Here is a 20,828-nt window from a genome sequence, read left to right as displayed (position 1 = left end):
GGTCCTCTTTTGATCTTAATTGTCCATTGCATCGGGCACTGACCTTACGAGCTGCGCCTGCTGCATGGCACACCATACCAAAACGGAGGAAACACTATCAGAGCCACCATCCTATTGACCGCGATCATGGCGTTCTCATTACTTGCAGGCTGTACGAGTGCAGCAGAGCCCACACCTGCAGGAGAATATTCCTCATCGGAATTCACAGCTGCCAGCAAATGCCAGCAGTGCCATGCAATCATCCATTACCAATGGGAAGGAACGATGCATGCAAATGCATATGCTGACCCCTTATACCAGCGGGAGTTCCATGCAGCCGGCAAGGATACTGAAGGGCTGGTCGATGAGTTCTGCTCCCGCTGTCACACTCCCATAGGCGTACTTGCCGGCGAGATACCCCCTGCAGACGGATCACAGCTCAGTGAGATCGCACATGAAGGAGTTCAATGTGACTTCTGCCATACGGTCTCTGGCAGTAACGGCACCGGCAATGCGCCTTTCATCGCCAGTCCGGGTAATATGAAATGGGGGCCATTCAATGATTCGAAGTCAGCTTACCACGCCTCAGAATATCTGGAGCTTCACACGCAGTCTGAATTCTGTGGCATGTGCCACCAGGTCAGTCATCCTGTCAATGGCCTTGTGATCGATGATACCTACAGCACATGGAAAGAGAGCTACTACGGACAGAACGGTGTGACCTGTCAGGACTGCCACATGAGCCCGGGAATTACCGAATTCAAGGCTAATCCCGGCAGGTCCGCATCAAGTTCAGTAAAGAGGGAGCACATATCACTGCACGGCACCGTAGGAGGAAATGCATTCGTAACTGGGATGCTGGGAGCTGAGAAACAAAGGAAGCTCGCCATTGAGAGACTGCAAAAAGCCGCAACTCTCAGCCTTGATGCACCCCTTACTGCAAACAAAGGAAACAATGTCACTATCGAGGTAGCTATCACCAACTCAGGTGCAGGCCACATGCTGCCCACAGGAGTCTCCGAGATCCGCCAGTTGTGGCTGCAGGTGGAAGTTACCGACAGCAAGGGACAGAATATCTACAGCACAGCAAAAGTGGGCAGCTCCCCGGGCATGGAACCGGGCATGATGTATAATACCGTGCTTGGGGACGGTGCAGGGAACGAGACCCTGAGCTTCTGGCTTGCGGACAGGGTCATTGCAGATAACAGGATAGCTCCCAGGGAGACCGTTATCGAGGAGCACACTTTCACCCTGCCGGAAAATACGGCATACCCGGTAACTGTGCTTGCAACCTTAAAATATATGTCAGCGCCCCAGGGACTGGTGGACCACCTGTTCGGAGAAGGGGTGCATGAAGTGCCTGTGATAAGCATGGTCCAGGCATCAGGCAGCATATATGACCCTGACAGGCCTGTGGAGGCCCAGGCAGAAACACCCGGTTTCACGGCTCCCATGGCAGCTGTCGCGCTGATAGCGCTGACTTTGTTATTGACGCTTCTCAACCCGGAGAAAAAACAATGAAAAGGAGGATATAGTAGTGCCTGTAAAAGTAGATAAAAGCAAATGTGAAGGCATCGGAGCATGCGTCCAGGCCTGCCCGACAAACGCGATAGAGCTTCAGGAGGACGGAAGCGGAGAACTCAGGTCCGTTGTCGCCCGGCCAGAAGATTGCGTTGAGTGCGGGATATGCATTGACGCCTGCCCCACGGAATCAATAAGCATCGAGTGATCAAGGAGACAGGAGTGCCATATGTCCGAAGGTTCAGCTATCCGGCTGCTTGGTATATCAGGCAGCCCTAGGAAGAAAGCCACAGATTATATTGTGAACGAAGCCCTGCGTTATGCACGGGAGAAATACGGTGCAGAAACCGAATACTTCTCTGCAAGCGGAAAGGACATGAAGTTCTGTATCCACTGTGACTACTGCGTGCGTACCAAACAGGGATGCATCCATAAGGACGATCTTGTGGAGCTGTACGAGAAAATGATCCGGGCCGATGCCTGGATAATAGGCACTCCGGTCTACCAGGGCACACTCAGCGCCCAGACAAAGACAATACTGGACAGGTGCAGGGCCGTGGTCGCCCGTGACCCGAAAGCGTTCATGAATAAAGTAGGTGCTGCAGCAGCCGTGGGAGGAGACCGAATAGGAGGACAGGAGCCTGCCATCAGGGCCATACATGACTTTTACGTTATCAGCGAAATGATACCTGTCGGAGGGGGATCTTTTGGGTCCAACCTGGGAGGAACCTTCTGGTCAAAGGACAAGGGAGCCGAAGGAGTAGCCGAGGACCCCGACGGGCTGAGGAGCCTCCGCAGGACAATGAAAAAACTGATGGAAACCACATTATTAATAAAGAAGGCAGAGCAGGAGTAAATAGATTGAAATTCCAGGCACATGTGAGTGAGATAATAAGGCGCAGCGAACATATCAAAAGCTTCAGGTTCAGAAGGCCTGAGGATTTTGATTATAAAGCAGGGCAGTACATTGTGGTAACGCTTGATGTTAACGGCAAAAGCATAAGCAAACCGTTCAGCCTTTCAAGCAGCCCTACGGAAAAAGAGCACCTGGAGTTCACAAAGAAACTCACCGGCCATGAATATTCGGATGCACTGGATTCCATGGTAAAAGGAGATACCTTCAACATCAGCGGTCCCTACGGCAAGATGACCTATGAGGGAGAATACGAGAAGATTGCCCTGCTCAGCGGAGGGATAGGTATCACCCCCATGAGGAGCATCTGCAGATACTGCACTGATATGTCACTGGATACGGACATTGTGCTGATCTGCAGTGACAGAAGCGAAGAGGACATGATATTCTGGAAGGAGCTATCGGAAATGCTTAGCCTGAACCCTCACCTGAAGGTGTTCCAGACCCTGACAAGGGCCTCGGAGGGCTGGACGGGGTCCAGGGACCGCATCAGCGAGACCCTTGTGAGAAGGGAATTGCCTGACTATGCAATAAGGGAGTTTTACATTTGCGGGCCGCCTCCCATGGTAGACTCGATGGTGGAAATACTGCGCTCCCTAAGCATACCGGACATGAGGATAAAGAAAGAATCGCTGATAGGATACTGACACAGGCGGCAATATACACAATAATACCAGGAGAGACTACAAAATGAAGAGGATAGTATGGGGGATAACAGGCTCAGGGGACCTGATAAAGGAAACGTACGACGTAATGGTGGATATCAGCAAAAGAAGTGATGTCGAGATAACAGTCTTCCTTTCAAAGGAAGGGGAAACTGTTCTCAAGTGGTACCATATGTGGGGCGACCTGCAGAAAGACTTCCCAGATTTCAAGAAGGAAGGAGGACCTAACTCACCTTTCATTGTGGGACCCCTGCAGGTGGGCCACTATGATGCACTTGTCATTGCTCCTGCCACTGCCAACACCGTTGCGAAGATCGTCTATGGGATAGCAGACACCCTGCTCACAAACGCAGTTGCCCAGACAGCAAAGGGCGAAACCCCGATCTACATAATGGCAGTGGACCAGAAGAGAGGGAGTGTGCAGACCATATCACCCCAGGGAAAGACCATCAACCTGAAGATGAGGGAGATCGACGTTTCCAATACAGAGAAACTTGCAGGGATGGAGAATATCACCGTGATCCAGAAGCCTTCAGACCTGTACGATATAATCGGCGTGAGCAGGCCTGACAGGACCTGATGCTGCAGAGATGCTCGTCCCTCAGAAAAATGTGTAACCTTCAGTAAGATATATCTGCGGGAGCGATTCCCGTAAAAGGTCCAGCTGCTTCACGGCCCTGGAGACTGCAAAGGCTGCGATTATACTGTCAAGGGCATCCCCGTCTGCATTCTTATGGGCGGCCTCCCTTATGAGCGGGGAGAGAGTTATTCCCCGGTCCAGCATTTCCTCAAGGATGTACTCTCTTGCTTCTGAGTCCCGGAAAGACCTGCCTTTGTAAGGGATATAGAGGCCTTCTTTTTTCAACGTAGAGGCGGGACATACCTCTATAAGCCAGGGCTTGTCACTGGCAGGTTCCTGCATGGGCAGGACGCGTGCCGAATCCTCGGTCACAAGAGGGCTCAGCACTTCACGGATACCGAAATAGGTCTGCCTGTAGAGCCGGAGGTTGTACACACAGAACGGAGCTTTGACCTCTGTGTCAGTCAGGCGCTTAAGCTCACTGCCGGGGGCAAGTGATCTCATATCCTCACGGAATTGCTCGGCTGAGGAATACCTGCCGGAAAAAGCAGTTATGAAAGATCTCCAGTCAGAATCATTATTCCCGGAAAAAAGCAGCGGATGAGGCAGGCTGAAAGGGAAATCCATACCGAATATCCCTTTGCCACTTCCCTTTATCAGGGACCGCATTGCAAGCAGGCATGAATCAAGGTCCTTTGCCCCGCCTGCAACTACCTTCGATATAGGGTAACAGGCAGAGATGTCAAGGATACCTTCATTGACAATACCTTCACTTATCCATATCTTATTGCATGCTGTCTTTGAGCCACTGAAGTCAACACCATATATCCGGCGCTGTCCTTCAGTATATATCATGCTGCAGCCTGTTTCGGCTTTCAGTTTGCACGCTCGCCGCGGATGAACTCACTGGTCATCTTGTGAGCCTGATCGTCGGTGAACTGCCTGGGAGGATGCTTCATGAAATAGGCAGACGGTGAATAAAGCACGCCGCCAGTCCCTCTGTCAAGGGCAAGCTTGCAGCACCTGATGGCATCTATCACTACACCCGCGGAATTTGGAGAATCCTCCACTGAGAGACGCAGCTCCAGGTTCATGGGCACGTCCCCGAAGAGCTTGCCTTCCATTCTCAGGAAGCAAACTTTATTATCGTTCTGCCAGGGAACGTAATCGCTTGGTCCGACGTGGATATTGTCATCGTCCAGACGCTGTGCGACTACGGATTGTACAGCTTCTGTCTTGGACGTTTTCTTAGAGGCAAGCCTGCTGCGGTTGAGCATGTTCAGGAAATCAGTATTACCGCCGGTATTAAGCTGGTAGGTTCGCTCCAGTTTCACACCGCGCTTGTTGAAAAGGTCCGCCAGCGTTCTGTGGGTGATGGTGGCACCCAGCTGTGCCTTGATGTCGTCCCCAATTATTGGGATACCCTTCTTTTCAAACCTGACAGCCCACTCCGGGTCACTTGCTATAAAGACAGGCATGTTGTTGATACATGCAACACCGGCATCAAGGGCGCAGTCCATATAAAACCGGGTTGCCTGTTCAGAGCCTACCGGAAGATAGTTGAGTAATATCTCTGCACCTGAGTCTTTCAGCTCTTTGACGATACCCTCCTTAGTGGCTTCAGGCTGTCCTGAAGGTACAAAGGTCCTCTTCTCATCGAAATCCTTCATGTGGTCTGAGAAGCCGTCGAGTGTGCAGCCCATTTTTACAAGTACGCCGGTTTTGGGAATGTCACTGCAGAACACAGCAGTGCAGTTAGGCGGCGCAAAGATAGCCTCCGAAACATCCTTTCCCACTTTCCTCATGTCGATATCGAAGGCTGCAACCACCTCAATATCGGAAGGCCTGTAACCACCGATATCCCAGTGCATCAATCCTATGGAGTCGTTTTCACTTTTGTCCCTATAGTACTCGATACCCTGGATCAGAGAGCTTGCACAATTGCCAATACCCGCAATTGCGATCTTGATTTTATCCATCACATTACCTCTATCAAAATAATACTTTTAAAATACTGGAATCAAACTAAATATAACCTTTGTAAAGGATGATAGTGAATAAAAAGGTTTCTAAATAAAGGTTTAGCCAGCCTTTTTTTTCTAAAAAGGATCAACAATGCCCAGTTCATACCTGCTTTAAACGGAGCCAACCTTCGAAAGTTATATTAAGCCCGACTTTGATAACGTGAAGCAGTGGGATTTGTTCATAGGCAGGCAAACAAAAACAGGATCGCATTTGACTGACTATACTTGACTTTCATTCTGTCGGAGATATGAGCATGAAAGATGTGTTAAAAGAAATATCTGACAAGCTTGACAAGCTTGGATCCGTTGACGAAGCAATTGCAATGGCCATTGAACTTGAAAACGAAGGACGGGAGTATTATATGGAAAAAGCGTCCGGTATGAGCAGTGAAACTGTCATGGGTCTTTATATCTTCCTTGCAGATGAGGAAAAGAAACATGCAGAATATCTTCGTCAGTACAGGGAACAAAAAAAAGCTCCGGTTGTGGAATTCAGTTACCCTGATTTCAAGGCTTCCTTCACAAAGGAGTTCTCCGGCAAGGAACTGGGAGAAATAAGTATTCTCCTGGCAGCCCTCAGGTTTGAGCACAAGAGCGAGTATTTCTACACAGAGCTGGCAAGAAGAACAGATGACGAGGAGCAGAAAGCCTTCTTTGAGAATGTTGCCGCTGCCGAAAGAGGCCACTACAGGATAATAGACGAGCTTCTTGAAGCAGCCACCGAGTTCAGGATGCAGACGTGAATATACAGGAGACGGGATTATGGATGAGCTACAGCCATTGGAGATAGCGAAAGGGATCTACTGGGTAGGCGTTGTTGACTGGAACCTTCGGGACTTCCACGGATACGAGACCCCTAAAGGAGGAAGCTACAATGCATACCTGATCATCGATGAGAAGATAGCACTTATCGATACGGTGAAGGCAAGTTTCTCGGACGAGATGCTCAGGAGGATAAGACAGCTCGTTGACCCTGCAAAGATCGATTATGTCATCTCCAACCACGTGGAGATGGATCACTCGGGATCACTGCCTGCTATCATGGACATTGCCACGAATGCCACCCTCATTGCAAGCCCGAAGGGGAAATCAGGACTATGTGAGCATTATAAGGAGATGGGATGTGATGACTGGAACTTCCGGGTGGTAAAGACCGGGGATGAGATAAAACTGGGGAAGAAGACGCTGATGTTCATAGAGGCGACCATGCTGCACTGGCCTGACAGCATGCAGACATATCTCAAGGAAGACAGGATACTATTCTCCAATGATGCGTTCGGCCAGCATGTGGCAACTTCCAAGCGCTTTGATGACGAAGTGGATGATGTAATGGAAGATGCAGCTGTCTATTATGCTAACATCCTGTTGCCTTTCAGTGCGCAGGTACTCAAATACATCGATAAGCTGAACGAGCTTGGAATAGGCATAGAGATGATAGCTCCAGCCCACGGGATAATATGGAGGAAAGACCCGGCAGGGATAATCGAAGCCTATGGAAGGTGGGCACGGGGGGAGGTGTCAGAGAAGGTGCTTGTGATATATGACACCATGTGGAGCAGCACCGAGAAACTGGCGATGGAGATTGCCGAGGGTGTCAGGGAGGCAGGTGTGGAAGTAAGGATACGTCACCTGAGAAAGAATGACTGGAGCATGACCATGAAGGAGATCATGGACTCGCCGGTCATTGCTATTGGCTCCCCTACGATGAACAATAAGATGTTCTACACAGTTGCCGGATTCCTGACATACATGACAGGGCTTCATCCGAAGAATAAGAAATATTTCCTTTTCGGGTCCTATGGCTGGGGCGGCGGTGCGACCAAAGGTATGGAGAAGGAGATGGAAGCAGCAAGATACGAACTTGCCATGGAAAGCCTGCAGGTCAAGTTCAGGCCTTTCAAAGAAGACCTGAAAGCATGCAGGGATATCGGTGGCCGTCTTGCAGAGATTGCAAAGGAAATGACAAGATCCTGATTTAGATATGGCAGCATTATTATAGAATAATGGTAAAAGTATAGGACAACGGTAAAACAAAAACAATAAAACAGCGTGGTAAAAATGAGATTTGACGGAGAACTTGAAGCTGAATTCTATGAACGCTCGAAGAAGAATGCAGAGAACGGCGGATACAAGCTGAACAGTGACTGGGATGTCATCACCACTGCGGTAAAAGGTATCTGCAATAACAAGAGACAATTTGGAGAATGGTACTGCTTCTGCCAGCCGAGGACCGGGGACAAGGAGAAGGATAAAAAGATCATCTGCCCGTGTGCCGCAAGGGCAAAGGACCTTGAGACGCGTGGCTCCTGCAAGTGCGGTCTTTTCATAAAATAAGGACTAAGGTGCGATTCCTGCACAGGAAGGGGAAACTTTCCCCCTTCCTTCAACAGTTCATTGCTTTTTTGACCGATGGGAAGTATCCGATACTTAAACACGTTCTCTGAAGACAGGCTTAAATCAGAGGATGATAGATTACTGATCATTCGGCATCTTTAGGAAATAAGATGCCACAGGTATAGGGGGAGTAATATCGGACATCGAAGCCAATGATCTGGAAGAAGGGGCATTCCTTCAGGCAGAGGAGCAGGAAAAGACGTCTGTTGCAAGCCAGCCCGCATATGGCACATATACAAGGGCCCTGGAGGATCTTATCAGGCAGCTGCCGGTGATAGTCCTCGTGCGCCCCGCAGTAAAGAATGGACCTGTAAAGATTATCTCAGCAAAGATATCCGTCCTGGGGTACAGACCTGAGGACTTCAGCTCCGGAGAACTCACATATGAGGATATCGTCGATCCGCAGGAGCTGCCCGGTGTAATGCTCGAACTGCTTGAGAACGCAAGGGAGGGAGCTTACAGGCTCACCCTGAGATACAGGGTAAAGACAAAGAGTGGCGAACTAATGCCTGCAGAGGACCATACCTTCATCCAGAGAGATGATAGCGGAGAGCCTGCCTACTTCACGACAGTGATAACACTGCTGGACTGAAGCACATTCACTGCATACCGGGGTGTTATCATTTCCTGCGTGTTTGCAATCAGCGAAACGTTCTATGATATACTTTTCAGACAGGGTAAGCCTGTAGCCGCCTGCCCCGGAGGAGCGATGCTCAACAGCGCGGTCTCACTTGGCAGGGCAGGCATTCCTGTCGAACTGGTAAGCGAATTCGGAAGAGATGCCCTTGGAGACACCATATGCGGGTTCCTGAAAGAGAACAAGGTGTCAGGCCAGTATGTGACCCGATATGATAACAGGAAATCCCCTCTGGCCCTGGCGCTACTGGATAGTGCCAACAATGCCCGTTACAGTTTTTATGAGGACTTCCCGTCGGAGAGGGAACTGAAGTCTAACATGGATCTTAAGGGAGATGATATCCTCATGTTCGGCTCCATCCTTGCGTGCCTGGAACCTCTCAGTGAAGGGCTGAACCGGATACTTGGGAAAGCAGCCAGGACAGGCGCGACTGTGTTGTATGACCCTAACATCAGGAAGGATTTCACGCCTGATATTGACAGCATCGGACACCTTATCGACAGTAACATCCGGAAGGCCGATATTATCAGGGCTTCGGATGAGGATATGATGTCTCTTGGCGGGTGCAGGAATGCTGATGAAGCCTATGACTACGTACTTGGTGCAGGAGGCGACTGCCTTGTGTACACCACCTCAGGCAGAGGAGTGTATCTGCGAACCCCTTCGCTGTCAGAATACTACAGCACACCGGATATAGAGACTGTCAGCACCGTGGGTGCAGGAGACAGCTTCAATGCAGGGATCGTGTACACTTTGTGCAGGGAAGGCATTGGGAGGAAGCAGCCCGGGAACATTCCCGCGGATGCATGGGACCACATTATCGGGAATGGCATTGGTTTTGCCACCGAGGTCTGCATGAGCACTGAGAATTACATCTCCAGGGAGTATGCCCTCAGACTTGTATCCTGAAAGGCGGTACAAATATCTATAAATGTTAATCCTTCAATCAATGTATGGGAGAGTGAATTGGTGGAAGGTCCGGTGGAAGATGAGCTTCCGTCTGTTGAAGAGATATTTGCCAAAGCAGGGACTTCCGAAAAAGGACTTACAGAAGAGCAGGCGTCCCGGCAACTTGAGAAGTATGGCTACAACGAGCTGACAGAAAGAAAAAAGACGACAGCCTGGCGGATATTCAAAAGGCAGTTTGCCGATTTTATTGTATGGGTGCTCATAGCAGCAGCTATCATTTCTCTTCTGGCTGACGAGGTTATAAATTTCTGGGTGATACTGTTCATAATAGCCCTTGTGATTATACTGGGATTCATCCAGGAATACAGGGCAGAGAAGGCTATTGAATCCCTGAAGGACATTGTCAGGCCCGAGACTACGATTATCAGGGGCGATAAGCTCAGGAACGTGCAGACAAAGAATGTCGTACCCGGCGATGTGCTGGTCCTTGAGATGGGAGACAATATCCCTGCAGATGCGGTTGTATTCAGATCGGACGGCCTCAGGGTCGAGGAGGCAGCCCTTACAGGTGAAAGCGAGCCTGTATGGAAAGACGTGGGAGAGGCAATATTCGCAGGCACGCAGATAGTTCACGGTAAATGCAGGGCTGTGGTCATATCCACAGGAATGGGCACAAAGATCGGGGAGATAGCAGGCCTCATCCAGGCTGATGACGAGCCCACACCCCTGCAGAAAAAAGTTACAAACCTATCAAAGAAGCTTGCAGCGATAGCTCTGCTTGCCTCACTCACTACATTCATCCTGGGATTGCTCACAGGGGCTCCTCTCACCGAGATCCTGCTGGTGGCGCTTGCACTGGCCGTGGCTGCAGTACCCCAGGGATTACCTCTTATTATGACGATCACACTTGCCTTCGGGATGAGAAGAATGGCCCAGCATAATGCCATCGTGAGGAAAATGCTGGCTGTCGAGACCCTGGGCTCAACTACGATCATCTGCACCGACAAGACAGGGACGCTTACCAGGAACGAGATGACTGTGGAAAGGGTCTTTGCCAGCGGGCAGGTTATCGAGGTAACCGGTTCAGGATATACTCCCGAAGGAGAGTTCCTGAGAAAAGAAGAGAAGATTGATATCTCCCATCACGATACTACAAAGAAGTTACTCAAGGCTGTTGCATTGTGTAACACGTCGTCCCTTGAGAAAAGAGAAGGAGACTGGGACACCGTGGGAGACCCAACGGAGATAGCCCTTGTGGTTGTTGCCGCAAAGGCCGGGCTGTGGAAGAATGAACTTGATAAGGAATATCCCATGATCGACGAGATCGCCTTTACTTCCGAGAGAAAGCTCATGACAACCGTCCACAGGCAGGAGGACAGGAGAATCTCTTTCACAAAGGGAGCTCCCGAGTATGTCCTTGAGCGCTGCTCCCGAATAGAGAAGGAAGGCAATGCCCTCGACCTGAAAGATGACGAGCGCAGAATCATACTGGATATGAACCATGAAATGGCTTCATCTGCATACCGTGTGCTCGGAGTTGCCTGTAACGAGAACCCCGGGGACCCCTCCGCAGAAGACCTTGAGAGGGATATGACTTTCCTAGGGCTCGTGGCCATGATAGACCCTCCGAGGGATGAGGTCAGAGAGGCCGTGAGGATAGCACACGATGCGGGTATCAAGATAATTATGATAACCGGAGATAATCCGGATACAGCCAAGGCCATAGCCAGGCACGTCGGACTTCTGGATGATGCGGATGCCTGCCATACCGACACCGGCCCTCTTGGCGAGAGTGACAGAAAGATACGGCACATCATGGCAGACTGTGCCGTGACAGGCTCCGAGCTTGACGAGCTGAGCGAAGAGGAGTTCGAGAAGGTAGCTTCCAGGATCAGCGTCTACGCAAGGACAATGCCCGAGCAGAAACTGAGGATAGTTAAAGCGCTGCAGAAGAATGGGGAGATCGTCGCCATGACCGGGGACGGCGTCAATGACGCGCCCGCCCTGAGGAAAGCTGACATAGGCGTGGCAATGGGACTTAAAGGAACTGACGTGGCGCAGCAGTCCAGCTTGATGGTGCTGCAGGATGACAACTTCGCAACCATCGTAGAGGCTGTCAAGAGAGGCAGGTCGATCTACGAGAACATAGAGAAGTTCACAACGTATCTTATCTCCAGGAACTTCACAGAGGTCACGCTTATCATGCTGGGACTTCTACTGCTGGGTTTTGACCTTATTCCCCTGCTTGCCCTGCAGATCCTGTTCATCAACATGTTCGACGAGATAATGCCTGCAATAGCCCTAGGTCTTGATCCTGTGCAGGAAAAGATCATGAATAAGCCACCGAGGGACCCGGAGGAGAGCCTGCTTAAGAAGAGGAATGTGATCATCATGGTCAGCATGGCTGCCGCCATGGCGTCGTCGGCCTTTCTGGTGTTCCTGCTCAATGACCCCGCAGGCAATACCACAATGGCAAGGACGCTTACGTTTGCCACCATTGTAAGCATGATCCTTTTCATACCGTTCGCTTTCAGATCCCTTGAAGAACCTGTCACAAAGATAGGCATCCTGAGCAACCGGCTGATGATAGTAGGTGTGCTCAGCACTGTCCTGCTCACACTCTCGGTAATGTACATCCCGTTCCTGAACGATATATTTGAGCTTGTGCCTCTTTCACCCTCCGACTGGGTACTGCCGCTTGGAGTTGCATTCATAACGCTCCTCTTTGCGGAAGGTATCAAATACGGAGTACGGGGTATGAAATGATGTAGCCAGAATGACACAGGGCCCAGCGGCAGGAAGTACGCTCCGTTATTTAGTTCAAAGGGCCTGAACTAATAATATATGGACTGTCGCGGAGTATTACAAAACTTATTATCTCACAAGAACAATAGTCACATGATGAAAATCGAGCCAAATGCAGAGTGTCCGGAACCTTACATCCTTCCTGATAAAGTAGCCATGCTGGTCCATGAGACAATGCAGGAGGATGTCGGTCCCCTGGTATCTCTTTTTAAGGTCCTTTCCGATCCTGTCAGAATACATATCCTCAGGGCACTTGAAGTGAGCGAGCTCTGCGTCTGCGTACTGGCTGAGATCACGGATTATAAACACTCCGCTCTCTCATATCATCTTAAGCTGCTCAAGGATGCAAATATGGTGGAATCAAAAAGAGAAAGGAATTTCCAGACCTATTATCTCACTGATTTCGGAAGATCCCTTTTACACACCATTGAACGTTCCATCAGCGACAGATTCCAGAAGGAATTATAGGCTTTCTGCAGGCAGGGCCGTGTTAAGCTTTACGTAGGTCACTCCCTTGAGGGCCATGATCTTCTCGGCAACGGTCTTGACTTCCTCACCCTCCCCGTCAAGGATGATCACCTCGAGGCAATTGTCATGGTCGAGATGGATGTGAATAGCAGATTTTATGAGGTGGGAGTAATCATGCTGGATATCCGTGAGGGCGCTGGACAGGCCGCGCTTCGTGTGGTCATATATGAGTGTGATAGTGCCCACGCGCCTGCCTTTTACGTCGCTCATCCACTCATAATGGGTAATATAGTTCCTGATGGAGTCCCTGATGCCTTCAGACCTGGAGGAGTATCCCCTTTTTTCAATAATGGTATCAAATTTCGTCAGAAGGTTTTCCGGAAGCGATACACCTATGCGCATAAGTTCCTGGTCCATTGTTAAATTCACCTTGAATAAGCATTATTAGTTTGAAATAATAACAACATGTAAATTGTAATAACATTTAGTGTCACTTATAATACATAAATTCAGACATAAATAGTTATACGATATCAAGCATAAAAGATTAAAGCACAGAATACCTTAGAGGGGTGATGTTATGAAAAAAGAACAGTTATACTCAGGGAAAGCAAAGACAATATACAAGACCGACGATCCGAAGAAACTGGTTGTTGAATTCAGGGATAGCCTCACGGCATTCGACGGCAAGAAGAAGAGCGAAGCTGCGAGAAAGGGGTACTATAACGCCCAGATCTCAAGGAAGATCTTCGAGATGCTTGAGAAAGAAGGTATCAAGACCCACTACATAGACATGGTTTCAGATACTGAGATGCTTGTTGACGCAGTTGAGATCGTTCTCATCGAAGTCATACCGCGCAACATTGCGGCAGGCTCAATAACCCGCAAATACCCGATAAAGGAGGGTACCGTATTCAAGAAGCCTGTTGTCGTCCTGGACTACAAGAGCGATGAATACAGCGACCCGATGCTCAACGAGGATATTGCCGTTGCAATGGGGGTAGCCACATACGAGGAAATAGCCCAGATACGTTCCATGGCACTCAAGATAAATGACATACTCGTGAAATACCTTGATTCCAAAGGCTTCCTGCTCCCCGACTTCAAGCTGGAGTTCGGAAGGAAGGACGGGGAGATAGTCCTGGCCGACGAGATCTCCTGTGACACCTGCAGGCTCTGGGACAAGAGCACGGGACAGTCCATGGACAAGGATATATTCCGCTTTGACAAGGGTGACCTTTCCAAGGCCTATGAAGAAGTCGCAAGGCGCATAGTACCGGAGATATTTAAATAATATCTCTGCCATTATTTTTACACTTACACTTACAATTATTCCGAGGGGAAAGATGGAAAAATACGATGTCATAGTTGTGGGTGCAGGCATAAGCGGCCTGCTGGCGGCACTCACGCTATCAAAACACGGCAACAGAGTCCTGGTTCTTGAAAAAAACAGTTTTGTCGGCGGCAATTGTAACAGTTATATGGTAGACGGCTTCCAGGTTGACACCGGTGCACACGCCATCACGCATCTGGAAGTGGGACCGCTGAGAAGGCTGATGGACAACTATTTTGATTACATGCCTGTCTTTGAGGACTACGGGCACTATTATGTAAGGACAGAGGACCAGTTCCTGAAAGTTCCCTCGAACATAAGGGATTTCGTTACGTTCGACGTGCTTCCGAAGAAGGACAGGCTGATCGTCTCGCAGGCTATAACCAAAGCGCTGACACTCTCCACCTTTGGCATCGACCTTTCAAAACAGTCCGTGCAGGAGTTCATCCCGGATAACCTTTCAAAGGACACCTATGATTTCGTGGATACGATATCTTACTTCCTCTCGGGAAGGGACATGAAAGAGACATCTGCACAAAGGATCCTTTCAGGCAGCAGTTTTGTAAGGGACAGTGTTCCCCAGGAGCAGATGGAAAGCATTATGAAGGCCCATGAAAAGCCACAGACCGAGCCTGTCCTCAAATCCATATTGCCCTCCAACCTGCATACATCCCTGCAGACGAGGATGAACAAGGCATCCAAGCCGCTTACGACACTTGGGAGACTCGCTACCAACAGGGTAAGCTATTCCCAAGGGTACCCGAGAAAGGGACTGAAATCACTTCTTAATGCACTGCTTTTCTCCCTGCCACGCAGCGTGGAGATAAAGACAGATTGTGAAGTAAAGAACATACTCACTAATAGCGGCAAAGTTGTCGGGGTTGAAGCAGATGAGACATACTATGCAGGTACTGTGGTGTATACCGGCTTTGTTACCGACCTGCCCCGGCTGGTAGAGACCCTGCCAAACTCATATATGGAGGAACTAAGGAACGTGGATCATGCCAGGAGCCTGACAGTATGGCTCGGGCTGGACTCCGTCATGGAGGAGTTCAATTACATCGGATCGGAGATATGGTTCAAGAACCATCCTTACTGGGCCATGCCCATCAGCAACTACGACTCTTCCCTTGCACCCAAGGGCAGGCAACTGGTAGGCTTTTCATTCATCATCGGTCTCGATAGTGACGAGGGTTCTGAGATAAAGAAGGCATATGAAACGATCTATCATGCTATTCCCGGTATCGAGGACCATATCCAGATGAGGCACGAGCAGATCACTGTTCCCGAAAAGGCTGCAGTGACCATCAACGGATATTTTGCTGACATCAGGACACCTATCAACAACCTGTATGTGGCAGGCACCGATACCGACCGACGCAGCATGGGGATCACCCGCGCAGCCTACTCGGTAATAGAACTGCTTCAGCGTATGAACGAGGACGGTAACCTTCACAAATAGACGGGAAAGGCAAAAGAAGAAAAAGATGGCATCTGAGGATCATCTCCTCAGGATCATAGTCCTCAGCCTGTCAGCAGCATGCTCTGCATTGTCTGCTATCTTGCCGATACCCATTACTAGGCGTGACAGGTGGAAAACGCCCACGCCTCCAAGCACATCCTCGTTGCGGAACACCTTGCGCATCAGTTCCTTCTCAATGACATCGACCTGATGCTCCATTTCCTCGACCTGCACAACCAGTTCAAGGGTCTCATCGACATCCTTTTTGCTAAAAGAGGACTCCAGCAGCTCACTAAGCGTGTCAACGAGCTTCTCGTAATGTTCAACAGTGGCAAGTGTCCTTTCCATCAGTTCCATGAAACCTGCACGTATCTCCGGCGGGGCATCGAAGCTGCGCAGGGTGAGCCAGTAGGAGACTTCCTGGGCTTCGTCGGATATGGAATCCTGCGGTTTGAGGAAGTTCAGCAAGTCCGTGGCATGCACAGGAAGCATGATGGAAGATGACAGCTCGCCCCTTATGGTCTGCTTGATGACATCCGCCTCATGCTCGATCACATCGATCTCCCGGTTGAGCTTCTCAACCTTTTCCATATCGCCTTCGCAGAAGGCATGTACGGATTCACTTAGTTTTCTAACGCAGTCTCCTCCCTTGTTCGCATGCATGCACAGGGGTTTGAACGGGGAACTTGCAAATATGTTCAATACCGAGCGGATGTATTCCTTCTTCATATTCCTACTCCCATCAGTCCTACAAATATCAGGGCGGACGTCAGTGCTGCTACGGGCACCGTGACTATCCAGGAGAGAGCTATCTTCCCGATAACACTTAAATCAACCGCTGCAAGTCCTCCTGCCAGGCCCACCCCTATGACCGAACCCACGAGGGTATGTGTGGTCGAGATGGGAAGGGAGATATAGCTGTGCATTACCACAACCGATGCGGTCGCGAACTCAGCAGAAAAACCTCGAGTGGGAGTAAGCTCCGTGATCTTTGTACCTATAGTCTCTATTACGCGATAACCCCATGTGGCGAGACCGAAGACCATTCCAAGACCTCCCATGACCATTACCCATATAGGGACAGATATGCCTGCCAGATCAAGCACGTGAAGAGCGGCGTAAAGGGGACCCACGGCATTCGCCACATCATTCGAGCCGTGCGCGAATGCGATATAACATGCCGTGGCTATCTGCAGGAAGACGAACTTGTTCTCGATCTTGTAAGGATCTTCTGTCTTCTGCAATATGAAGTACCTTATCAGGGAGAATATGATATAAGCAAGGATGGCACCCAGCACAGGAGAGATAAGCCAGCTGCTAACGATCTTGACAAGCACGGCCCAGTTTATCTCATGAAGGCCGATGATTCCGTTAAATGCGGCTACGAGACCAAAACCCAGGACAGCGCCAACAATTGAATGTGTTGTAGAAACTGGAAGATTGTAGAAGGTCGCAAGGGTGATCCAGAAACCTGCTGCAAGGATGGCTGCAAGCATTCCTATTGCAACAAGGTGGCTGTCAATGGCAGATATCGAATCAATGGGCACTATTCCCTTGGCAATCGTAGAGGTAACCCTCTTCCCGAAAAAGACAGCACCCGCAAACTCAAAGAATGCAGCAACGATGATGACCTGTTTAATAGAGAGCGCACCACTGCCTACAGAAGTTCCCATGGCATTGGCAAGGTCATTGGCACCGATATTCCATGCCATATATAGACCTGCTATGATAAGCGAAATTACAAGTGGATTGAATAAGTCCATTTTGTCGGATTCCTCGATGTATTTTTAGTACGGCTAAGGATCATATATAGATAAACCTGTCTTATTTAATCTAAATATTCCTATATATTCCTATATAGGCCTCCATAGTCCCGGACAGAAAACGAAGACAGGTTTTCAGAAGAAAGAGTCAAGGGTTCGCTGAGCTCTTATATTGGAAAGCATCTTTGCTTTTTCCATCCACTTCGTCTTGGGGGTACGCAGCCGGGTTGACATGTCCCTGAGTGCTTCCTCAACAGACTCAAATATCCCTGGCTGTGACCCAAGCGCCGAGCGTGATGCCTCGCGTACGACCCAGACGCCAAGCGGAGCCCAGTATTCAGGCCTTATCTCGCGTACCATGAACACCGATGCCTGCCTGCGTATGGAACTCAGGTATTCCAGAGCAGACAGCCGCGCTGCATAGTAACCGCCTGCAAGATTGGAGTATCCTTTCTTGCCACCATGATCCTCGCTGTCCGATTCGATCCATGTGCTCTGCCCGGTCCAGACAGCCTGCGGCATCCACACCTCTATCAGCTCGAAAGTGAAACTCCTTGGCAGGAACATTATCTCAAAATGATTACCAAAAGCTCCCCCGCTGAATACGCGGATATTGCTCAGCTGCTGGTAATCCCGCACCCGGGAAAGCATTTCCTTACCTACCAGGTCATCCACAGCCGTGATAGACCACCTGGTAGGCACCAGTTTCCTCTCCTGTCCCAGCAGGCCGATGGAAAGCAGGCGCGTGATATGTTCCACTGGGATATTGCCGCCCCACAGCTCGGAAACTGCATCCTTTGCAAGGGCATCGGTATCGTAGACAAGAGAGTCCACCTTTTTGGGGACCCTGGGATTCTCAGCTATATCAAAGTCCTTCAGTTCGCCTGAAGGACCCATGGGTGTCAGTACATTGTCAAATTTCAGTTCGTTCCGGATAGGCTTGCTGAACCATGCCTCGGTATCCACCGGCTTTTTTGACAGGGCCAGCTCCTGGGACTTCTCGATAAGAGGATTATCGGGATTGCGGGCATTCTTTACATTGACACCTGTGTTCGCCCTCACAAGTCTCGAACGGGATGAGATTATGTCCTGGATGCCCATTTTCAGCAGGGCCTTAGGGTCCTCGAGAAGGCTGGCCTCATCGCCCCCAAGCTGAGGAGGGATCATGGGACCTGCCCTTACCTCGGGGTAGTTGTGCCTGCCCACGAACACAGAAGGAGGGGAAGCACCAAAGATAGAGGTCTCACCGGTAATGCCGGAGAAAGTGGATTCTACTGACCGGAACTTTTCCAGGATAGGGCAGAATGGACGGCCACAAAGACCTTTACCCTTACATCGAACACACAGGCTGCTGCTCACTGCTTTACCTGGTCTCCGCAAAGGACGCAGTAGCCTGCGTCAGGCTCATTCTTGTTCAGCCAGCCGGAAATCTGGATATACTTACAGATATTGCACATGCCTATAATCTGTTCCTTAAGGTCCAGGCCCTCCAGGAGCTGGGATGCGAATTTGCGTATCTCCCGCTGTGCATCTTCTGACAGATAGACCTCTGCTCCCCTCTTCTCACTCAGGTACTGGGACACGGCTGCCCGTGAGAGGCCCAGAACTTCAGCCGCTTCCTGCTGGGTACGACCATGCTCTGATATAATCGTACGGGCTATCTCAGCGCGTATGGCGGGCAGTACCTTCTGTACCATGATCTCGCATGTAGTTTTCACTGGAATCTCTCCTGTTTTTTGAGGTGCTTAGTGTTGTTTATTACGGAAATCCTCAATGGCCTTACGAAGCGCATCCAAGGCAAAACCGGAGCACTTGCCCTTACCCTCAGGAAGACCTCCCAATGCTTCCTGAACATCCTCATTTGAAATCGCAAGGGCTTGGTCTATCGTCTTTCCCTTTGCAAGCTGGGTCACCATGGTGGACGTGGAGATTGCCACTACGCACCCGAAAGTCTTGAATTTGACATCAGTGAGCACATTGTCGTTTACCTTGACATACATGGTGATAACATCACCATCAACAGTACTGCCGACCTCACCGACGCCATCAGCGTCCTCAATCACCCCGACGTTCTTGGGATTTGTGAATTCTTCTATTGTCTTCCTTGAGTACATGTCTTTCTCCTGGGTGTTCAGCATTGTCCCGGGGAGGATATCTGCCGCAGTTTTGCCACGGTTTCCTGCAGCACTCCTGTAAGATGATCTACCTCATCCATTGTGTTCTCCCTTCCCAGGCTGACCCTGACAGAGCCATGGATGTAATCGGGCTCAAGACCGATAGAGGTCAGCACATGGGAGGAGTGAAGGGATCTGGAGGAGCAGGCCGAGCCGGTAGACACGGCAATCCCGGCCATGTCAAGCATCATGAGCAGGGACTCACCCTCAACATGCTTGAAACTGAAATTGGCATTGTTCGGGAGTCTCTGCTTGGGATGGCCGTTGAGCCGGACATCGCTTATTGTACCGAAGACATTCGAGATAAGCGAATCCCGCAGCTTTCCCATATGCGCTGAGTCCGCCCCGAGGCGCTCACGGGCAAGGGAAACTGCTTTTGCAAGACCCACTATACCCGGTATGTTCTCTGTACCCGGACGCAGACCACGCTCATGGCCTCCGCCAAAGATGACAGGATCAAGAGTTATGCCTTCACGCACGTACAGGGCACCTATTCCCTTGGGTCCGTGTATCTTATGAGAGGATATGGAGAGCATATCGACACCCAGCCCGTTCACGTCCACCGGGATCTTCCCCACCGACTGCACGGCATCGGTATGCAGGTAGAGATCATTTTCCTTTGCTATCCCTGCGATCTCCTTTACAGGCTGTATGGTACCGATCTCATTGTTGGCATGCATGATGCTTATAAGCACGGTATTGTCCCTGACAGCCCTCTCCACTTCCCCCAGATCCACAATACCCTCACTGTTAACAGGCACGTATGTGACCTCATGGCCCGCGCTCTCCAGGAAGCTGCAGGTGTTGAGCACCGCCGGGTGCTCGATGACAGATGTAATGATGTGCTGCCTTTTTCCTGCCTCACGGGAGAGGACACCCTGAAGGGCGATGTTATCGGACTCAGTGCCTCCCGATGTGAATATGATCTCTTCTTCCCTGGCACCGATGGATTCAGCCACCATGGAGCGTGAATCAGAAAGTGCCTCTGCCGCTTCCTGCCCGAAAGAATGCAGGCTGGAGGCGTTGCCAAACCGTTCTGTAAAATAAGGGAGCATAGCATCCATAACCAGTGGGTCCACAGCTGTGGTCGCACTATGGTCCATATATATCCGCTTCATACTATCCATCACAAATAGAGGATGCTCTTAATAAATAAATACCCTGCACCCGCCTGAAAAATGTCAATGCAGGGGACAGGATC

23 protein-coding genes are annotated in these 20,828 nt (G+C 50.1%); 14 read left to right on the top strand and 9 right to left on the bottom strand.

The annotated features are described in order from the left end of the window. The first annotated feature begins 126 nt into the window (after window positions 1–126). From PV02_RS05340 to afpA, 5 genes are read left to right on the top strand one after another with little or no spacing between them, the layout of a single operon-like run. Window positions 127–1,500: a multiheme c-type cytochrome gene (locus PV02_RS05340; RefSeq protein WP_256622352.1), complete on the top strand. Its 1,374-nt coding sequence runs from the start codon at window positions 127–129 to the stop codon at window positions 1,498–1,500. A gap of 16 nt (window positions 1,501–1,516) precedes the next feature. Beyond that, complete coding sequence (locus PV02_RS05335; RefSeq protein ID WP_256622351.1) at window positions 1,517–1,708, top strand: 4Fe-4S dicluster domain-containing protein; 192 nt, start codon at window positions 1,517–1,519, stop codon at window positions 1,706–1,708. Between the two features lie 21 nt (window positions 1,709–1,729). Then, a complete protein-coding gene (locus PV02_RS05330) occupies window positions 1,730–2,356 on the top strand; it encodes a flavodoxin family protein (RefSeq protein WP_256622350.1) in 627 nt (208 codons plus the stop codon). 5 nt (window positions 2,357–2,361) lie between these two features. Beyond that, window positions 2,362–3,060 (top strand): ferredoxin--NADP reductase, encoded by a 699-nt coding sequence (locus PV02_RS05325; RefSeq protein ID WP_256622349.1) that lies wholly within the window; start codon window positions 2,362–2,364, stop codon window positions 3,058–3,060. A gap of 43 nt (window positions 3,061–3,103) precedes the next feature. Further along, the gene (gene afpA / locus PV02_RS05320; protein ID WP_256622348.1) at window positions 3,104–3,658 is read left to right on the top strand and encodes an archaeoflavoprotein AfpA; all 555 of its coding nucleotides are present in this window, start codon (window positions 3,104–3,106) and stop codon (window positions 3,656–3,658) included. Window positions 3,659–3,679: 21 nt separating this feature from the next. Here afpA and PV02_RS05315 read toward each other — a convergent pair whose 3' ends face one another. Further along, a complete protein-coding gene (locus PV02_RS05315; protein ID WP_256622347.1) occupies window positions 3,680–4,513 on the bottom strand; it encodes a DUF429 domain-containing protein in 834 nt (277 codons plus the stop codon). A 20-nt stretch (window positions 4,514–4,533) separates the two neighbouring features. Beyond that, window positions 4,534–5,637: an inositol-3-phosphate synthase gene (locus PV02_RS05310; RefSeq protein WP_256622346.1), complete on the bottom strand. Its 1,104-nt coding sequence runs from the start codon at window positions 5,635–5,637 to the stop codon at window positions 4,534–4,536. A 299-nt stretch (window positions 5,638–5,936) separates the two neighbouring features. On the opposite strand from PV02_RS05310, the gene PV02_RS05305 reads away from it, so the two are divergent. From PV02_RS05305 to PV02_RS05275, 7 genes are all read left to right on the top strand, one after another. Continuing rightward, a complete protein-coding gene (locus tag PV02_RS05305; RefSeq protein WP_256622345.1) occupies window positions 5,937–6,425 on the top strand; it encodes a ferritin family protein in 489 nt (162 codons plus the stop codon). Window positions 6,426–6,444: 19 nt separating this feature from the next. Beyond that, window positions 6,445–7,656: an FprA family A-type flavoprotein gene (locus PV02_RS05300; protein ID WP_256622344.1), complete on the top strand. Its 1,212-nt coding sequence runs from the start codon at window positions 6,445–6,447 to the stop codon at window positions 7,654–7,656. Window positions 7,657–7,740: 84 nt separating this feature from the next. Next, window positions 7,741–8,016 carry a ferredoxin-thioredoxin reductase catalytic domain-containing protein gene (locus PV02_RS05295; RefSeq protein ID WP_256622343.1) on the top strand — a complete coding sequence of 92 codons (276 nt, stop codon included), beginning with the start codon at window positions 7,741–7,743 and terminating at the stop codon, window positions 8,014–8,016. A 343-nt stretch (window positions 8,017–8,359) separates the two neighbouring features. Then, on the top strand, window positions 8,360–8,668 hold the full coding sequence (locus PV02_RS05290) for a PAS domain-containing protein (protein WP_256622342.1): 309 nt from the start codon (window positions 8,360–8,362) through the stop codon (window positions 8,666–8,668). Between the two features lie 39 nt (window positions 8,669–8,707). Further along, window positions 8,708–9,622: a PfkB family carbohydrate kinase gene (locus tag PV02_RS05285; protein ID WP_256622341.1), complete on the top strand. Its 915-nt coding sequence runs from the start codon at window positions 8,708–8,710 to the stop codon at window positions 9,620–9,622. Between the two features lie 60 nt (window positions 9,623–9,682). Beyond that, window positions 9,683–12,388 carry a cation-translocating P-type ATPase gene (locus tag PV02_RS05280; RefSeq protein ID WP_256623058.1) on the top strand — a complete coding sequence of 902 codons (2,706 nt, stop codon included), beginning with the start codon at window positions 9,683–9,685 and terminating at the stop codon, window positions 12,386–12,388. A 135-nt stretch (window positions 12,389–12,523) separates the two neighbouring features. Then, window positions 12,524–12,895 carry an ArsR/SmtB family transcription factor gene (locus PV02_RS05275; protein ID WP_256622340.1) on the top strand — a complete coding sequence of 124 codons (372 nt, stop codon included), beginning with the start codon at window positions 12,524–12,526 and terminating at the stop codon, window positions 12,893–12,895. On the opposite strand, the gene nikR is transcribed toward PV02_RS05275, so the two are convergent. Then, entirely contained in the window at window positions 12,890–13,312 is a 423-nt protein-coding gene (gene nikR / locus PV02_RS05270) for a nickel-responsive transcriptional regulator NikR (RefSeq protein ID WP_256622339.1), read from the bottom strand. The genes PV02_RS05275 and nikR overlap by 6 nt on opposite strands. Before the next feature lie 163 nt (window positions 13,313–13,475). Between nikR and purC the strand changes: the two genes are divergently transcribed. Together purC and PV02_RS05260 are read left to right on the top strand one after the other, a co-directional pair. Next, complete coding sequence (gene purC, locus PV02_RS05265) at window positions 13,476–14,189, top strand: phosphoribosylaminoimidazolesuccinocarboxamide synthase (protein WP_256622338.1); 714 nt, start codon at window positions 13,476–13,478, stop codon at window positions 14,187–14,189. A 52-nt stretch (window positions 14,190–14,241) separates the two neighbouring features. Then, window positions 14,242–15,690, top strand: coding sequence for a phytoene desaturase family protein (locus tag PV02_RS05260; RefSeq protein ID WP_256622337.1), 1,449 nt, complete (start codon window positions 14,242–14,244; stop codon window positions 15,688–15,690). Window positions 15,691–15,729: 39 nt separating this feature from the next. Here the strand turns inward: PV02_RS05260 and PV02_RS05255 are convergent, their stop codons facing one another. From PV02_RS05255 to nifS, 6 genes are all read right to left on the bottom strand, one after another. Further along, on the bottom strand, window positions 15,730–16,419 hold the full coding sequence (locus PV02_RS05255; protein WP_256622336.1) for a TIGR00153 family protein: 690 nt from the start codon (window positions 16,417–16,419) through the stop codon (window positions 15,730–15,732). Continuing rightward, complete coding sequence (locus tag PV02_RS05250; RefSeq protein WP_256622335.1) at window positions 16,416–17,453, bottom strand: inorganic phosphate transporter; 1,038 nt, start codon at window positions 17,451–17,453, stop codon at window positions 16,416–16,418. Before PV02_RS05250 ends, PV02_RS05255 begins: the two co-directional genes overlap by 4 nt. 135 nt (window positions 17,454–17,588) lie before the next feature. After that, window positions 17,589–18,812 carry an Nre family DNA repair protein gene (locus tag PV02_RS05245; RefSeq protein WP_256622334.1) on the bottom strand — a complete coding sequence of 408 codons (1,224 nt, stop codon included), beginning with the start codon at window positions 18,810–18,812 and terminating at the stop codon, window positions 17,589–17,591. Continuing rightward, entirely contained in the window at window positions 18,809–19,171 is a 363-nt protein-coding gene (locus tag PV02_RS05240) for a transcriptional regulator (RefSeq protein ID WP_256622333.1), read from the bottom strand. The genes PV02_RS05245 and PV02_RS05240 overlap by 4 nt, the downstream gene beginning before the upstream one ends. 27 nt (window positions 19,172–19,198) lie before the next feature. Further along, complete coding sequence (locus tag PV02_RS05235) at window positions 19,199–19,567, bottom strand: iron-sulfur cluster assembly scaffold protein (protein WP_256622332.1); 369 nt, start codon at window positions 19,565–19,567, stop codon at window positions 19,199–19,201. Window positions 19,568–19,584: 17 nt separating this feature from the next. Further along, on the bottom strand, window positions 19,585–20,754 hold the full coding sequence (nifS, locus tag PV02_RS05230) for a cysteine desulfurase NifS (RefSeq protein ID WP_342765628.1): 1,170 nt from the start codon (window positions 20,752–20,754) through the stop codon (window positions 19,585–19,587). Window positions 20,755–20,828: the final 74 nt, after the last annotated feature.

Source organism: Methanolobus chelungpuianus (genome assembly GCF_024500045.1).
In the GTDB taxonomy this organism is placed as follows: domain Archaea; phylum Halobacteriota; class Methanosarcinia; order Methanosarcinales; family Methanosarcinaceae; genus Methanolobus; species Methanolobus chelungpuianus.
The sequence above is the reverse complement of the archived record's forward strand: the minus strand, read 5'-3'. Positions and strand labels throughout refer to the sequence as shown.

Coding starts and splice junctions, on each gene's coding strand:
- purC (WP_256622338.1), top strand. CDS start 13,476: ATGAAAAAAGAACAGTTATACTCAGGGAAAGCAAAGACAATATACAAG.
- nikR (WP_256622339.1), bottom strand. CDS start 13,312: ATGGACCAGGAACTTATGCGCATAGGTGTATCGCTTCCGGAAAACCTT.
- PV02_RS05295 (WP_256622343.1), top strand. CDS start 7,741: ATGAGATTTGACGGAGAACTTGAAGCTGAATTCTATGAACGCTCGAAG.
- PV02_RS05255 (WP_256622336.1), bottom strand. CDS start 16,419: ATGAAGAAGGAATACATCCGCTCGGTATTGAACATATTTGCAAGTTCC.
- PV02_RS05250 (WP_256622335.1), bottom strand. CDS start 17,453: ATGGACTTATTCAATCCACTTGTAATTTCGCTTATCATAGCAGGTCTA.
- PV02_RS05300 (WP_256622344.1), top strand. CDS start 6,445: ATGGATGAGCTACAGCCATTGGAGATAGCGAAAGGGATCTACTGGGTA.
- PV02_RS05260 (WP_256622337.1), top strand. CDS start 14,242: ATGGAAAAATACGATGTCATAGTTGTGGGTGCAGGCATAAGCGGCCTG.
- afpA (WP_256622348.1), top strand. CDS start 3,104: ATGAAGAGGATAGTATGGGGGATAACAGGCTCAGGGGACCTGATAAAG.
- PV02_RS05305 (WP_256622345.1), top strand. CDS start 5,937: ATGAAAGATGTGTTAAAAGAAATATCTGACAAGCTTGACAAGCTTGGA.
- PV02_RS05235 (WP_256622332.1), bottom strand. CDS start 19,567: ATGTACTCAAGGAAGACAATAGAAGAATTCACAAATCCCAAGAACGTC.
- PV02_RS05340 (WP_256622352.1), top strand. CDS start 127: ATGGCGTTCTCATTACTTGCAGGCTGTACGAGTGCAGCAGAGCCCACA.
- PV02_RS05315 (WP_256622347.1), bottom strand. CDS start 4,513: ATGATATATACTGAAGGACAGCGCCGGATATATGGTGTTGACTTCAGT.
- PV02_RS05330 (WP_256622350.1), top strand. CDS start 1,730: ATGTCCGAAGGTTCAGCTATCCGGCTGCTTGGTATATCAGGCAGCCCT.
- PV02_RS05310 (WP_256622346.1), bottom strand. CDS start 5,637: ATGGATAAAATCAAGATCGCAATTGCGGGTATTGGCAATTGTGCAAGC.
- nifS (WP_342765628.1), bottom strand. CDS start 20,754: ATGGATAGTATGAAGCGGATATATATGGACCATAGTGCGACCACAGCT.
- PV02_RS05275 (WP_256622340.1), top strand. CDS start 12,524: ATGAAAATCGAGCCAAATGCAGAGTGTCCGGAACCTTACATCCTTCCT.